Below are 14,106 nucleotides of genomic sequence, written 5' to 3' on the forward strand. Positions count from 1 at the left end.
GTGCTCCCTTAAGCCTCTCGAGTTCGTAGATACAGGAACGTTATACGCAACCCCTTAAGAATGTTAAAACATGCAACCAATTAATAACAAATAATAAATATAGGTGAAAGAATACATTTACAACGTAGCAGTTGAAAACCAGGATGAACGGAATATTAGAAGGTGTACCATATAACAATAAATTTCCACATCGTTAGTTATGCTCCTTGGTCATCAAGAGGAATACCAGAGAAGCGGATACATAATAAAGTGCAAACTAAAGAATATTTCTATTATGCGAAAGAGAGGATCAAATGAATTATCATTTTGGTTTTTCATGGAAGGGTCTGATCATCTTTTTATTGCCAATGATACCAAATATATTTTATTTTTTAATCCCTGCGTCAGATATATCAGGAAACCATGCAAATAGCCATTTGATTTTAGATGTTTTGGAGCACGGAAGTCAGGCGATATTTTTCTTTCTTCTGATATTTGTTGTAAGAAAACAAGCATCTGAAATGCGATGTCCGTATATAATTGGTATGGCAATAATGTTGATTTTTTATTATGGGCTATGGATATTGTATTTTACAGGCAACGCAAACTCGATTATTTTTTTGGGGATGGCCGTTCTCCCGGTAGTATATTTTATATTAGCTGAGATTTGGCTTCAAAATTATCTGGCTATTATACCAACAGTACTTTTTGGTATTGTGCATGTCATTAATACATATTTGACTATTGCGAATTAAAGGGAGGACAACAATCCTCTTAAATTTTGATTGTGCGTTCAGCATCTATTCTATATCAAGGATTAAGTCCCGAATGGTGAGGGTAGAAGTAAGCCATAGCTTAAGGCAGGGGTGTCCAACGTGGGCAGGAATCTAAATGAAGCCATCGGCAAATCTCCGGTCCGAGGAACACGAGCCTCTTCTAAGGCTAGCGTTCATTGGATGAAGTTATTACACAAACCAAAGTTGATACTGCTGGAGGCGTACGAGAGTAAATGAGGGGATCTTTCCAATGCGGAAACGGATTTGATAGGAGCAAAAGATAGAACCAAAAGATAAAACACGTAAAGACATATTAAATACATAAAACACACAAGACATATAAGGATGTGGAATCGAAGAAGAAGGGGCAGCGTATAACAATGTATTTTTGCTTCGTCGCTGACGCTCCTCGGTCTTCAAGAGGGATTTCGGAGAAGTGGAATCAAACGACACATCCAGCCGGCTAAGTGGCAAAGCACCCGGACCTTCGGTCCTTAAGCCGTTTGGACGTCAGAAATGCGCAACGTTATAGGAAATCTGCTTAGAGCTTAAAACCCACAATATTAACAATAAAATGGAGGTGTTCTCATGGAGATGATCTATAAAGATTATTTAATTTCTGATGATAAATCTAAGCTTGACAAGCAAGTGATTTTAGATTTTTTAGTCCAAAGCTATTGGGCTAATAGGAGACCACAAGAACGTATATTAAGATCTATAGAAAATTCACATTGTTTTGGAGTTTATCATAATGACAAGCAAATTGCTTTTGCAAGAGTAGTTACAGATAATGCTACTGTCTATTATCTCTGTGATGTATTTGTATTGAAAGAATATCAAGGTCAGGGGATTGGAAAGAAATTGGTAGAACAAATTGTAAATTCTGATGAATATGAATGGATGAGTGGAATTCTTGGGACATTAGATGCACATAGTTTATATGAACAATATGGATTTGAAAGAGACTTAGAACGATCAATGAGAAGAATACCTCAGGGAAGAAAAACAATGTGAGCAATTAAAGAAGACACAGACTTCATATAACATTATATCCACTCTTCGGGCCTAAAAGCCCTTGGTCCGCTAGAAGCGATTGGCAGGGAAGCAGAATCAGCGGACACATCCGCACCGACTAACCGCTCGCGGCCGGCACCTGGCGGAGCCTTAAGTCGGTAGTACGTCGTGGATACAGGAACGTTATGCGTAAGATCTGGAAAATGAAAATTATATTAGAAAGAGAGATACTTAATGAATATATTTTCTATAGATATGCAGACAAGTAAATATGTCAATGTAGAACATCCTGTAATAACGATTGATGGAATTCCGTTTGATTTATATCTTCATAATTTGTATCCAGATAATTTATATTTAGGTTTAATTCCGACAATTACTGATTGGATTGGACTGAAGGAAGAAGCAGAGTTAGTACTAAGACGTTTTCTTTCAGAAGAAGAGATTGTTATTTTACCAATATTAATGTGTCTGGATGATTGCGATTTAACATGTACACTAATTGTTGCTGAAGTTTTAAAATTAAATGATCAAGTGATTTGGAGACGGATTGGAGTGGATTCTAGTAATCTAGGAATACCATATAATTATGAGTTAGTCGGGAAAGAAGTTACCTGGTTAGATTTAGTGCCCAAAATGAAATTTAGCAAGGATAAATATATTGAGAATCTTAAAACCATTTATAAACATAGTATCTCGTAGAAGTCAGGTACTACGCATAACATAATATTCACGCTTCCGGCCATTCGGCCCTCGGTCTGGCCGGAGTCAGAAGTGGATTCGATGGTGCTATTCGCAGTAGCGGGTAAGTGAATTCAGCCAGACACATCCGCACCGACTAACCGCATCGCGACCGATCCCGTTGGTCGCTTAAGTCGGTGGGACGTTGTGAATACAGGGAACGCTATGTGAAATTCCCTAAGGGCTTTAAAACATAATGACACTTTTTGGAGGTTAATTGATGGGAGCATGGGGAACTGGGATTTTTGAGAACGATGATGTATTAGATTGGAAGGCAGATTTACTTGATTCTGATGACATCGAATTAATTGAAGAGACGATTGAAGAAGTATTAGAAGAAGAATATATTGACTCAGATTTAGCTTCAAATGCTCTAGGCGCAATTGAGATCCTTGTAGCATTACAAGGTAATCCTGGAAAAGAAATATTGAATAATCAAAGTAATACAGAGGATCTATATGACTGGATCAATAGACATAAAGGTAAAGGAAAAAAACTCATTTCAAAAGCTAAACGAGCAGTTAAGAAAATTAAAAAAGATTCAGAACTAAAAGAGCTATGGGAAGAATCAGAAGAATATCCGATCTGGTTAAATACAATAAATGATTTAGAAAATCGATTGTAAAGAACTTGATAGCTTTTCGAGAAAAGGGAACTTCACATAACAAAATATTCAAGCAGCGGCTCCGATGAAGTCTTGGTCTGCGGGAAGGATTTCAAAGAGGCACTTCGGTAGACAACCCCTTGGGGGTTCGTGAATACAGGAACGTTATCCGAACTTAACAAAGAACTATTAAAAACAAAATATAATTGGAGTGAAATCTTTGATTGAAACGAATATTCAAATTCGAATAGCAGAGGCAAAAGATGCAAAATATCTCGCTAAACTTAATGTTGAATTTAATGGAGTAGGAATTTCTGAAGAAGAAATCATTGCAAGCTTATCTGATTCAAATGAGATTGTTGTAATAGCCTTAATCAATGATTTACCAGTTGGATTTGCATGTGCCCAGTATTTTAAATCAATCTGTTATTCAGAACCGTATGCAGAAGTAACCGAATTGTATATTATGGGTGACGCTAGAAGGAAGGGAATTGCTACAAAGGTATTAGACTTTGTTGAGAAAGAACTCATATTAAAAGGCGTTAGATCGGTGAAAGTGCTCACAGGTAAAAAGAATGAAACAGCGATAAAAACATATGAAAAATCAAATTATATAAAGAAAGAGGAGCAAATACTACAAAAGAAAATATAAATAAAATAGAACAATAAAGATGTATTGAACCTAAAGGTTATAAAGAATGTGAAAGTAAGTTCAAGAAGTCGTTAACATCGGATAACATAATATTCATGCTACGGCTCCGATGGAGCCTGGGTCTACGAGAAGGAATTCGGGGAAGTATTTCAGTAGACAAGCCCTTCGGGGGTCATGAATACAGGAACGTTGGGTGAAACTACTCAAAATTAATTGCATAATTATATGCAAATTAAGGAAGGGGATAGATTTAATGATTTTTAATTTTGAACTAGCGGATATTTTAGAAAAATCTGAAATTAATTATATGGTTGATCGAATGACTGCAATTAGAGAACGAGGAGGAAACCCTGAGGAGATTGAAATAAAACGATTCGGGGAGAGCACGGCGTTTTATAGCAAAACCATGCCCTGGGGTCTATTTAATAATGTAATGGGAAGAATTTCTGAAGATGTCATTGAAGATATCTTAGACTTTTATAATGAGCGGGAGAGGAATTTTGAGATTCAAGTCATCCCCGGTAAGATAGATCAAAAAGTAATGAAAACGCTCCATAATAAAGGCTTTTATCAATCAGGATTTCATACAACGCTTTTTTGTGAACCTGGAAATCTAAATTCGTTTGATCATCATAAACTGGAAATTCGTGAACTACTTGAAGATGAGTTTGATACATATGCAGAAATTCATTGCTTAGGTACAGGATTATCTCTTGATGGGAAAGAACACGTAGCTGCAAATAACCGAGTACTGTTTTCCCGTCCTGGATGGCACTATTATTTGGGGTTGGATCAGGGCTATCCAGTTGCAGTAGCTGTAATGTATATAGAGAACAATGTTGCTTCATTAACATTTGCGACAACACTACCTGAATATCGAAATAAAGGATTTCAAACAAATTTATTACTTAGACGAATTCATGATACCTACAACAATTGTAATCTCGTTGTTAGTCAGTGCTCATTTGGCTCGCAAAGCCATCGGAATATGGAAAGAGTGGGTATGAGAATTGGATATACCCGGGCAACATGGACAAGGAATTAACTGTGAGGGGAAATTTAGGCTGGCATCGCCTAACATAATATTCAAGCAGCGGCCCTTCGGAGCCTTGGTCTGCGAGGTGGATTTCGAAGAGGCATTTCAGCAGACAAGCCCGTTGGGGTTCATGAATACAGGAACGTTATCTGACATAAACCTATTACATTTAGGAGCAAATAATGAAGATCACTTTCTCGAAATGGGTTCAATATTATCGAAGAAATAATCAAAATCTCAAATATATTCATTGGGATGACAACTATAAATTAACAACTAATGAAAGAGAAATAATCATTAAGTCAATTCAACAGTTTCAATTAGGAGAAAACTCTGAAGGTAAATATCTAATTAAACGTGCACAAGAATATGTACATCAGACACAAGATCAGGATTACTATGAAGCGCTTATAGAGTTCATTAAAGAAGAACAAAGGCACGCTAGAGATCTGGGCAGATTTATGAAGGTACAGGGAATCCCACTCCTTCGTAGACATTGGGTGGACAATGTATTTAGAAGATTACGTCGATATGCGAGTCTAGAACAATCAGTCATTGTTCTATTAACTGCTGAGATCATTGCTAAGTTGTACTATAAAGCCTTGCAAAAATCTACAAAGTCAGAAGTATTAATAGATTTATGTAATCAGATTTTAAGTGATGAGGAGAAACATGTTCAGTTTCAAACCGAAACACTTCATAAATTTGCTCAAAATAGAAACGTTCTCTTTAACAGAATAGTTTATATCCTTCGTAGAATCCTTTTTGAAGGAACGCTAATTATAGTGTGGTATCAACATAAGCCTGTATTTAAAGCTGGGGGATATAAACTCAAAAGTTACTACTATGAATGCCGTCATGAGTTTAACGTAACAAAGAAGATTATAGCTAATTCACAGTAGAGGTTTACGTCAGATAACATCATATCCAAGCTATGGGTTCTGACGCTCCCAGGGTCAGCCCGGAGGGAATTGGCAGGGAAGTGGAATCTGGCTGACACATCCGCACCGACTAACCGCATCGCGGCCGTCTTTTGACGGAGCCTTAATTCGGTGGGACGTCGTGAATACAGAACTTTATAAATCAGCGTAAAAACAATATAACAATTCATTATTTTATTTTTGAATAGGAGTGAAATCATGCTGGAAGCGGTTATTTTCGATATGGATGGTACACTATTTCAAACAAACAAAATCTTAGAGTTATCGTTAGAAGAAACGTTTTCTGTCTTGAGGTCTCGTAATGAATGGTCGAGTGAAACTCCAACTCAAAAATATCGTGAAATTATGGGAGTTCCTCTTCCAGTAGTTTGGGAAACGTTACTACCGAACCATTCAAACGAAATCAGACGAATTGTGGACGAAATCTTCTTGGAGAAGTTAATTGCAAATATTAATTATGGCAACGGTGCACTTTATCCGCATGTCAAAGAAGTTTTTGATTTTTTAAAACAGGAAGGCTGCTTAATTTTTATTGCAAGTAATGGACTAATCGAATACCTCAATGCTATCGTTAACTGTTACAAGTTAAATAATTGGGTGACAGAAACCTTTAGCATCCAACAAATAGAGACTCAGAATAAAGATGAATTAGTTAGATATATCCTTATGAAATATCACATCAACAATGCTGCTGTAGTTGGCGACAGGATCTCTGATATCAATGCAGCAAAAAACAATGGATTGAAGGCTTTTGGTTGTCGATTTGACTTTGCCCAAGAATGGGAGCTTAAACAAGCGGATTATATTATTGATGATTTACTTGAACTAAAAAAATATATTTAGACATCAGGGAAAATAGAATGCTTTTGTAATTATATCGATGAAGGCGCTGAAATCCTATAACACCATATTTAAGCTGCGGTTACCTCTTGGTCATTATGATGTTTTTGGCAGGGGAGTTGATTCATGTGACAAATTGCTGCGCAAGTTGGTGAATACAAAAACGTTATAGGACATCAATAAAGGTAGTTAACAGATAAATAATTAAAAGCAGGTGAAAACAATGACTACAGATTTCATCATTCTACATGGCTCAGCAGGAAATGGGAAGACAACATTGTCTCGGAGACTACATGAACATTTAAGATCTCCATATTTTGAATTTGGATGGATACCAGAATTCCGTTCTCTATCTCCTTCAGTTCAAATCACGCAGAGGGAAGAAGAGCAATTGTCATTTGAGAATTTGATGTTAGTTGTTAAAAACTATAATCGACATGGATTTAAGAACATTATAATTACAGACTTGGATGACGCACGCATACGGGATATTCCTATTCAATTTGAAGGATTCAATTATATTATTTTTACACTCTATAGTGATGAGGACGAAGTAATTAGACTAAGAATTCAGAACAGAGATAATGGGAATAGCTATTCTGATTGGGAACAATCTATTAAATTGAATTCGCTCATTAGGGGGAGAAACAAACTGCCAAATGAATATCGTATTTTGAATTCAAGCAAGGATGTCGAAAGCACATTAAAAGAACTATTAAATCATTTGGAAGGCCATCTCCCATCACGAAATAATAAAATACAAGTAAGTAAAAATGATTTCTATAGTTATATAAAAGATTGAACAAACGCGTTTTACCTAATTCTAAGAAGACGCTGACATCCTACAACAAAATGTTCACGCATAGGGCATCCGCCCTCGGTCGCAGTAGCGACTTCGGAGAGTAGTTGCTGCGGACACACCCGCATTCGCCGAGCGTCGTGAATACAGGAACGTTAGCAGAAATCAGGGGATTGCTTAATTAAAGATTAGATAAACTATTAGTTAAGGACGGTGATTTCAATGAGTAGCTTGTTACTAACCTCTTGTGGTTTTTATACTGAAGATATTAAAAAGCAATTTCTGGATTTTATTGATGGAGATATTGCTCAATTAAAAGTCTCAATTATTACAACAGCATCCCCTTCAAAAGAAACAAATAGATATGCACAAAGAGCAATGCAAGAGTTTAAGGAAATGGGATTTCAGCATATCAATTTTGTAGATATAGAATTTGATGACCCGCAAATTCTCTTACATAGAAATGTTATATATATCAATGGTGGAAATCCATTTACATTATTGTATTACGCGAAGAAAAGTGGTGCTGATGAAATTATCAGAACACTGGCTGCACAGAATGTAATTATAGTTGGAGTAAGTGCAGGAACGTTATTACTGGGGCCGAATATTAACATTGTCCATTTCTTTACTCCACAGATGAACACAATGAATTTAAAGGATTTTAAGGCATTAGGTGTAACCGACAAGCTTATTTTTCCTCACTATGATCGAGAGGACATATTTAAAGATAGTACTAATAAAACAATTGAAGAGAGAATAGTAGAATTTGAATCCAATGAGAACTGTAAGGTGACAAGGCTTAAAGATGAAGAATATATCTCAATCTTAATGAACCAAGCACATTGAATGTCGTAAATTCATTGAAAGTTGCTCGAATCCGTTATACTAAATTTCAAAAAGTGCGGAGGAAAATATGAAAGAAGACAACCATTCAATCAGTGTTCAGAACTATAAAGATTTCATTGATGGATTAGTCGAAATTCGGCCTGGAGTATTATCAAGATGGGTATTGACTACTGGGTGGCCAAAGACAGAAGAGAATATAAAAGTTAATGAATTTATTGGTTCGCTGTCTGGAGAACAAAAACAATTACTTGCACAACTCATTCAACAATCACGAGATGGTGGTATACATGACGTTTTGGTTTACTTAAATGATGAAATAAACCTTAATGGAATGAAATTGATAAAAAAATGACATTGAAATAGCAAAGGAACCTTTTGATTCAGAGATGTATTTCGACTGGGTATGTAGAAGAGAAGGAGATCCGTGGCCGGATTCGGAGAAGTAGTGACGCTTCGCATAACATTATATTCACGCTTCGGACGCTGGCGCAGCCTTAAGTTGGTGAGACGTCGTGAATACAGTAACGTTATGTGAAAGAACCTTATATCGTAAGAAATGAGGGGGATAAATGAAAATTATAGATGAGAAGTTCAATCGATATGGTGACCAAGATTACGACAAAGAATATATCAAATGGGGTTTCGATGATCTTGAAATCCAGATCGTTATGGCTGAAAAATTGCAAAGGCTATTCCCCGAGAATTCTACCAAAATTCTGGACATTGCATGTGGAATATCTAGGTATCATCAAGTATGGTTGGAATCAGGTTATGAGGTTACAGGTATAGACATTTCAAATACTTTCATTGAATATTCAAGGGATTACAACAAAGCTTTTGAAAAGGGAAGTTATTTTGTTTGTGATTTTAATGAGTTAAGTTTTGACAACGAATTTGATGTAGCGATTTGGACTGATCCTGTTGGATTAACAGGGGTATCAACGAATCGAGTGTTCAACGCTTTAAAGCCAACCGGTATCTTTATCTATGAGATGTGGAATGAAAATTATTTTAAATACCATACTGATGAACGACACAATGACTGCCGCACTTGGACATATCACGATGGAATTTATCGCTTGGTACGACACGAATATAATAGAGCGACATGTGTTTCGGAACACGAAGAGATCATATTTGACATACCCAATGATACGATGATTCATAAGACAGGATTGGGTGCAAAGAGTGTAAACAGTTATTGTTATGTACAAATTATGGAGGCCGCAGGTTTTAAGAATGTGAGGTTTATAGACTATGAGGGGCAACCATTTAATACGGAAAACCAACAGATTAAACAGTTTTTTATGATTGGTGAGAAGTAAATACAACAACGTTAGCCGAAAGAAGTTCTTATTTTAGGAGGAGTCTATATGATATTAGAAAAAGTTATAAATAGAATTGCAATACAAAGTGAATATAAGGATTTGGTTGATAAGTACGTGGATCATATTCTTAACGAATTCAAAGATAAGATTCATAGCATTTATATGTGTGGCTCGATTCCCAAAGGAACAGCTCAACCTTTTAAGTCAGATGCAGACTTTACTATTGTATGTGCAAATCCCAGCGATATTGATTACGAAAGATTGTCAAATATCAAAGACAGGCTTTTGGAAGAATATCCATTCGTCACCAAGATGGATACGATCATTTGCTCGATTGATGATGTATTAAGTAGACCGAACGATTGGGGTTTTTGGGTTAAGATCATTTGTGTTTGCATACATGGGGAGGACATTGGTGAAAAAGTACCCCCGATCATAATTTCTCCAGAATTCATTTTAGACTTAAATACAGATACCAAGGAGGAAGTAGATCGTGTACATCGTTCACTTTCCAATGTTAGTGATCACTCAATGAAAACTAGATATATTAAAGGTTACTCTAAGAGATTAATTCGTGCATTATACTCTTTGGTTTTAGAAGATACAGGGGTATGGGAAGATGAAATCATTAAGATGAAAAATGCCATATTAAACTATTGTGAGATTAACTCCGCTTTAGTTGAGTATCTATATGCTTGTTACTTGGATAGTAGCAATGTACTTGTTGAAGAGTTTTTGAGAATTGCAGATGAAGTATATCGCTATTTTGAGAACGCTTTAAATACAATGGCTGCTTCCAGAAATTCATTTGGCTAACAGCATATTGACGCTACTGTTGACTCTTAGAAGCGAGTGACTACATCCAGCCCCTAAGCTCCGTGGGGGCATCGCCAATACAAAACGTTATCTGAAACTGGCAAGATTGAAAGGAGAAACTATGATACTTGGGTTGTATGAAGCACATTTACCAGTGAGTAACTTACATCAATCAATCGAATTTTATTCTAAATTAGGATTAGAGCTGGCCTGGAGAGATGAAGATACAGCGTTCTTCTGGATTGAAAAAGAAAAGAGTTGGGTCGGTCTATGGCAAGGCGAAGAGTATAAAACATCTTATCATCCATCATTAAAACATATAGCATTTCGAGTGAGTTATGAAGATCTTCGAGACAGTGTGAAATGGCTTCAAACCATTGAAATAGAGCCAGTCCCGTTCGGGAAGAGAGATTCAATAGATCCCTTTGTTAGGCCTAATCAAGGAAATGCTTCGGTTTATTTCAATGATCCAGATGGAAATAGTTTAGAATTAATGTGTTTTGTAAGTGTCCCTGAAAACTTGAAGAATATATCCAATAAATTATCAATCGAAGAATGGGAAGATCTTTTGAAAGATAAAAACTAAAGAATGTATGGGGTATTTAAAAGAAGTATCAGCATCAGATAACATAATATTTACGCTGCGGCTCCTACGGAGCCTTGGTCTTGTAGATGGAAGCGCTTCAGCAGACACATTGAACTACGTTGGACGATGAATATAGAAACGTTAAGCGAAATAATTGCTAGTGGAAGGAGATTTAAGTGCATATTAGAGGAATAATTCTTGAAGGATACTCCAATGCCGGGAAGACTTCAGTATTAAAAGCAATTAAACGTTATCAATCACAAGAAGAATCCTCAGAACGGAGCGTAGTTATCCTTGGAGAACATTATACTCAAATTTTGAATAATAAACATGGAGAATATGTGAGTCTAACGCGAGAAGAACACATGGAGTTACTTAAAGAGCGAGTTGAAATGCTCAAGAAACTTAACGATTGGGCAATTCAACTTGGTCCTGCATCTAGAGGATCTAGGGGACTATTTTATGTTCTGGAAAGGTTTCACTTAAATCAAAGAGCTGCATTTGTAGATTCGGATTTGGATGAGATAAATAAAATAGAAGAACAGCTTGAGTCTTTAGGTGCCAGGTGTATTCTGCTTACAATCTCGCCCGAAGTCGTAGAAGAAAGAATTAAAAGTAGACAACCAGAAGAATGGATCTATAAAACAGAAGAAGAAGTAAGATCGTCGGTAAGTGAATTATTAAAAATCCAAAATGTATTAAGACATCAAGCTCAAATCTCAAGAGTGCCAACAATAGAAATCAATACAGATGATAAGAATTGGGATGAGTATGTAAGGGTAATCATGGAGGGCAACGACATTGCCTAACAAGATGTTCAAGCATCGTCGCTAGTACTACTTGGTCGGGTAGAGACTATAAGCAGAAGAATGTATTTAACCAGACGTATCAGGCATTCCCCGGTCGTCGTGAACACAAAATGTTAGATGAAATCAGTTAAAATCAAAATTAATATGAGGTGCGTAATGGATCGTAAAATTATTCAAACCGCAAAAGAGATTGCAATAAAAATTATACGCGAAGCAGGTCTAATCTCTAAAGAGAAGTTTGATAACTTTGTTGAACTGAGATCTAAAGATGATTTTGGGGATGTGGTCACTGAAGTAGATCATATCTGTGAAGAAATCATTATCAAACAAATACAAGACGTATTTCCGAATCATCAGATACACAGTGAAGAGGCAGGGCTTATCGGAACTAAGCACGATTGGTTATGGTTAATTGATCCTTTAGATGGAACTAATAATTTTGCGATTGGTTTACCTGTTTTTGCGATATCAATTACCTTAATGTACAAAAGAGAGCCTGTGCTTGGAGTGGTCTATGAACCTCTAACAGAACGTTTATTTGTATCTGTTATTGGTGAAGGTACAAGCTGTAATAATCGACAAATACAAATTAAGAGTAACTCGAATATATTCAAAGGAAATATAGGTTGGATTCAAGGTCACAGAGTACAAAACGACTCACAAGCAGTAAAATTAAGACAATACATTGATATTAGATTTAAACGAATGTTAAGATTATGGGCTCCAACGCTTCAATGGTGTATGTTGGCCAAAGGAGATATTGATGGAATTGTTCTGTACAATTCTGAAGGTGATGACTTGTATTCAGGTATCTTAATGGTTAAGGAAGCAGGGGGACTTGTTATAGATTTTGATGGAAATAAGTTTAACGGAATGAAAGAAGAACCTTATTTAATTGCATGTCACCCAGACCACAAAGAAGAATTATTGCAAATTGTAAGAGAAGGATTGAGTTAACGCTAAAAGCAACTGACATCATCTAACATTATATCCACGCTCCGGAGCTTGACAGCTCCTCTGTCCACGAGAAGCGATAGGCAGGGAAGAGAATTCAGCGACACATCCGTACGACTAACCGCATCGTGGCCGCTCCCATTGGTCTCTTAAGTTGGTGGGAGGGTCGTGGATACAGGAACATTATGCGCCATTAAAGGAGATAATTTATGAAAGGTAAGATACTCTTATTAGTTTTTATTACAATAGTGTTTTCATCTTGCCAAAATAGTAGTCAATCGACTACCTTGAACAGCGAAACTAAATCAAAAATGAATTCTGAATTGCCTCCTGATGAAGTGAGTACAGGTAATGGAACAGAACCGAAAGAAATAACTGAAGGTCGATCAGATACTGCTAACAATAAAAAAATATTACCTATGAGCATTGGGAACCTTGATTTAAAAGGAGAATTTTATGATGAAATGCTTCGAAATCCTATAGATCATGATTATGAAGTGGAATTTAATGAGGCTCAAAATTCAAAAGAGATTATTACAACAATGGGATGGGGGGCGTTGGAAAGCAAATATATAGAGATTTGGGATAAAGAGTTGAATCAAATATATAAAAAGCTTCGTTTTAAGTTGGATAGAGAACCAAGAGAAGCACTAATTGAATCGCAGAAGGAATGGTTACAGTATCACTTAAAGGAAACAAAATTTGTAGAGAAGACATTTATTAATAATGGTTATCTTGGATCAAAAGGATCGGTAAGCCTAGGCACGGTTATACGGGAGAGAATTAGGGAAAGAACAATGCAATTATTTGAATATCGATATTTGTTAGATGGTGAAGTTGAGTTTTTATACCAAAGTAAAAAATAGAGTTGGAATCTGGATCAAAGGTTTTAGGTGATGCTTCGAAGCAGTAACGGCACATAACATTGTATTCAAGCTGCGGGGATACCACCCTTTGGTTGTAAGATGTATAATCATGGAAGAACATTCAGAAAACATGACTCAGCCTAAGATAAGAGCTATCTAAGGCTGGGTATTTTCGTGAACGTGCAGGACGTTATACAACAGAATCAAAAACAATAGAAAAAGAGGGTCATATAACCCTCTATATACTAGAATTCTGCAATTCACTAAATAGTTGTAGGGCATCTTTGAAACCTTTTATGTAGATACTTCTTTCTAGGATGGATTGGAGTGAAATTTGTGCGTCTTCGTAAAGAAAAACAGTGTGTTGAAGTTGATCGGGCAAAGCATCACGAAGTGTTTTAAAATATTCATTTGTCTCAGCAGAAAGCTGAGTGTACTCCCTATGACACTCCAGAAGCTTAGTATAGAGCAATTCTAAACGTATTCTTATCAGTGGTTTTGTTGATGATTGCTAAT

Annotated in this window: 19 protein-coding genes; 18 read left to right on the forward strand and 1 reads right to left on the reverse strand. The window is 36.3% G+C overall.

All coding sequences use genetic code 11. The features are described 5' to 3' along the window. The first annotated feature begins 293 nt into the window (after positions 1-293). From MKY44_RS10405 to MKY44_RS10490, 18 genes are all read left to right on the forward strand, one after another. Positions 294-734: a hypothetical protein gene (locus MKY44_RS10405; protein ID WP_341006960.1), complete on the forward strand. Its 441-nt coding sequence runs from the start codon at positions 294-296 to the stop codon at positions 732-734. A 609-nt stretch (positions 735-1,343) separates the two neighbouring features. Beyond that, positions 1,344-1,769, forward strand: coding sequence for a GNAT family N-acetyltransferase (locus MKY44_RS10410; protein ID WP_211085347.1), 426 nt, complete (start codon positions 1,344-1,346; stop codon positions 1,767-1,769). A 234-nt stretch (positions 1,770-2,003) separates the two neighbouring features. Then, complete coding sequence (locus tag MKY44_RS10415; RefSeq protein ID WP_341006961.1) at positions 2,004-2,471, forward strand: hypothetical protein; 468 nt, start codon at positions 2,004-2,006, stop codon at positions 2,469-2,471. Between the two features lie 259 nt (positions 2,472-2,730). Further along, entirely contained in the window at positions 2,731-3,135 is a 405-nt protein-coding gene (locus MKY44_RS10420; RefSeq protein ID WP_341006962.1) for a DUF4259 domain-containing protein, read from the forward strand. 199 nt (positions 3,136-3,334) lie between these two features. Further along, complete coding sequence (locus MKY44_RS10425) at positions 3,335-3,766, forward strand: GNAT family N-acetyltransferase (protein ID WP_282321795.1); 432 nt, start codon at positions 3,335-3,337, stop codon at positions 3,764-3,766. 253 nt (positions 3,767-4,019) lie between these two features. After that, positions 4,020-4,811: a GNAT family N-acetyltransferase gene (locus MKY44_RS10430; RefSeq protein ID WP_341006964.1), complete on the forward strand. Its 792-nt coding sequence runs from the start codon at positions 4,020-4,022 to the stop codon at positions 4,809-4,811. Between the two features lie 173 nt (positions 4,812-4,984). Beyond that, a complete protein-coding gene (locus tag MKY44_RS10435) occupies positions 4,985-5,704 on the forward strand; it encodes a ferritin-like domain-containing protein (RefSeq protein ID WP_341006965.1) in 720 nt (239 codons plus the stop codon). A gap of 237 nt (positions 5,705-5,941) precedes the next feature. Then, positions 5,942-6,586: an HAD hydrolase-like protein gene (locus tag MKY44_RS10440; RefSeq protein ID WP_341006966.1), complete on the forward strand. Its 645-nt coding sequence runs from the start codon at positions 5,942-5,944 to the stop codon at positions 6,584-6,586. 220 nt (positions 6,587-6,806) lie between these two features. After that, positions 6,807-7,385 (forward strand): hypothetical protein, encoded by a 579-nt coding sequence (locus MKY44_RS10445; RefSeq protein ID WP_341006967.1) that lies wholly within the window; start codon positions 6,807-6,809, stop codon positions 7,383-7,385. Between the two features lie 219 nt (positions 7,386-7,604). Next, on the forward strand, positions 7,605-8,231 hold the full coding sequence (locus tag MKY44_RS10450) for a Type 1 glutamine amidotransferase-like domain-containing protein (RefSeq protein WP_341006968.1): 627 nt from the start codon (positions 7,605-7,607) through the stop codon (positions 8,229-8,231). A 67-nt stretch (positions 8,232-8,298) separates the two neighbouring features. Further along, positions 8,299-8,583: a DUF6547 family protein gene (locus MKY44_RS10455; RefSeq protein WP_341006969.1), complete on the forward strand. Its 285-nt coding sequence runs from the start codon at positions 8,299-8,301 to the stop codon at positions 8,581-8,583. A 34-nt stretch (positions 8,584-8,617) separates the two neighbouring features. After that, positions 8,618-8,677, forward strand: coding sequence for a hypothetical protein (locus MKY44_RS10460; RefSeq protein ID WP_341009819.1), 60 nt, complete (start codon positions 8,618-8,620; stop codon positions 8,675-8,677). Positions 8,678-8,800: 123 nt separating this feature from the next. Continuing rightward, positions 8,801-9,556, forward strand: a complete 756-nt coding sequence (locus MKY44_RS10465; RefSeq protein ID WP_341006970.1) for a class I SAM-dependent methyltransferase — start codon at positions 8,801-8,803, stop codon at positions 9,554-9,556. A 48-nt stretch (positions 9,557-9,604) separates the two neighbouring features. Further along, positions 9,605-10,375 (forward strand): nucleotidyltransferase domain-containing protein, encoded by a 771-nt coding sequence (locus tag MKY44_RS10470; protein ID WP_341006971.1) that lies wholly within the window; start codon positions 9,605-9,607, stop codon positions 10,373-10,375. Between the two features lie 121 nt (positions 10,376-10,496). Then, positions 10,497-10,961, forward strand: a complete 465-nt coding sequence (locus MKY44_RS10475) for a VOC family protein (RefSeq protein ID WP_341006972.1) — start codon at positions 10,497-10,499, stop codon at positions 10,959-10,961. A 176-nt stretch (positions 10,962-11,137) separates the two neighbouring features. Then, entirely contained in the window at positions 11,138-11,770 is a 633-nt protein-coding gene (locus MKY44_RS10480; RefSeq protein WP_341006973.1) for a hypothetical protein, read from the forward strand. Positions 11,771-11,926: 156 nt separating this feature from the next. Continuing rightward, a complete protein-coding gene (locus MKY44_RS10485; RefSeq protein ID WP_341006974.1) occupies positions 11,927-12,727 on the forward strand; it encodes an inositol monophosphatase family protein in 801 nt (266 codons plus the stop codon). 206 nt (positions 12,728-12,933) lie between these two features. Then, positions 12,934-13,590 (forward strand): lysozyme inhibitor LprI family protein, encoded by a 657-nt coding sequence (locus tag MKY44_RS10490; protein ID WP_341006975.1) that lies wholly within the window; start codon positions 12,934-12,936, stop codon positions 13,588-13,590. Positions 13,591-13,828: 238 nt separating this feature from the next. Here the strand turns inward: MKY44_RS10490 and MKY44_RS10495 are convergent, their stop codons facing one another. Continuing rightward, positions 13,829-14,083 (reverse strand): DUF6809 family protein, encoded by a 255-nt coding sequence (locus MKY44_RS10495; protein ID WP_341009821.1) that lies wholly within the window; start codon positions 14,081-14,083, stop codon positions 13,829-13,831. Between the last annotated feature and the right edge of the window lie 23 nt (positions 14,084-14,106).

The sequence above is a fragment of the Paenibacillus sp. FSL R7-0026 genome (assembly GCF_038004485.1).
Classification (GTDB): domain Bacteria; phylum Bacillota; class Bacilli; order Paenibacillales; family Paenibacillaceae; genus Paenibacillus; species Paenibacillus xylanexedens_A.

Coding starts and splice junctions, on each gene's coding strand:
- MKY44_RS10405 (WP_341006960.1), top strand. CDS start 294: ATGAATTATCATTTTGGTTTTTCATGGAAGGGTCTGATCATCTTTTTA.
- MKY44_RS10410 (WP_211085347.1), top strand. CDS start 1,344: ATGGAGATGATCTATAAAGATTATTTAATTTCTGATGATAAATCTAAG.
- MKY44_RS10415 (WP_341006961.1), top strand. CDS start 2,004: ATGAATATATTTTCTATAGATATGCAGACAAGTAAATATGTCAATGTA.
- MKY44_RS10420 (WP_341006962.1), top strand. CDS start 2,731: ATGGGAGCATGGGGAACTGGGATTTTTGAGAACGATGATGTATTAGAT.
- MKY44_RS10430 (WP_341006964.1), top strand. CDS start 4,020: ATGATTTTTAATTTTGAACTAGCGGATATTTTAGAAAAATCTGAAATT.
- MKY44_RS10435 (WP_341006965.1), top strand. CDS start 4,985: ATGAAGATCACTTTCTCGAAATGGGTTCAATATTATCGAAGAAATAAT.
- MKY44_RS10440 (WP_341006966.1), top strand. CDS start 5,942: ATGCTGGAAGCGGTTATTTTCGATATGGATGGTACACTATTTCAAACA.
- MKY44_RS10445 (WP_341006967.1), top strand. CDS start 6,807: ATGACTACAGATTTCATCATTCTACATGGCTCAGCAGGAAATGGGAAG.
- MKY44_RS10450 (WP_341006968.1), top strand. CDS start 7,605: ATGAGTAGCTTGTTACTAACCTCTTGTGGTTTTTATACTGAAGATATT.
- MKY44_RS10455 (WP_341006969.1), top strand. CDS start 8,299: ATGAAAGAAGACAACCATTCAATCAGTGTTCAGAACTATAAAGATTTC.
- MKY44_RS10465 (WP_341006970.1), top strand. CDS start 8,801: ATGAAAATTATAGATGAGAAGTTCAATCGATATGGTGACCAAGATTAC.
- MKY44_RS10470 (WP_341006971.1), top strand. CDS start 9,605: ATGATATTAGAAAAAGTTATAAATAGAATTGCAATACAAAGTGAATAT.
- MKY44_RS10475 (WP_341006972.1), top strand. CDS start 10,497: ATGATACTTGGGTTGTATGAAGCACATTTACCAGTGAGTAACTTACAT.
- MKY44_RS10485 (WP_341006974.1), top strand. CDS start 11,927: ATGGATCGTAAAATTATTCAAACCGCAAAAGAGATTGCAATAAAAATT.
- MKY44_RS10490 (WP_341006975.1), top strand. CDS start 12,934: ATGAAAGGTAAGATACTCTTATTAGTTTTTATTACAATAGTGTTTTCA.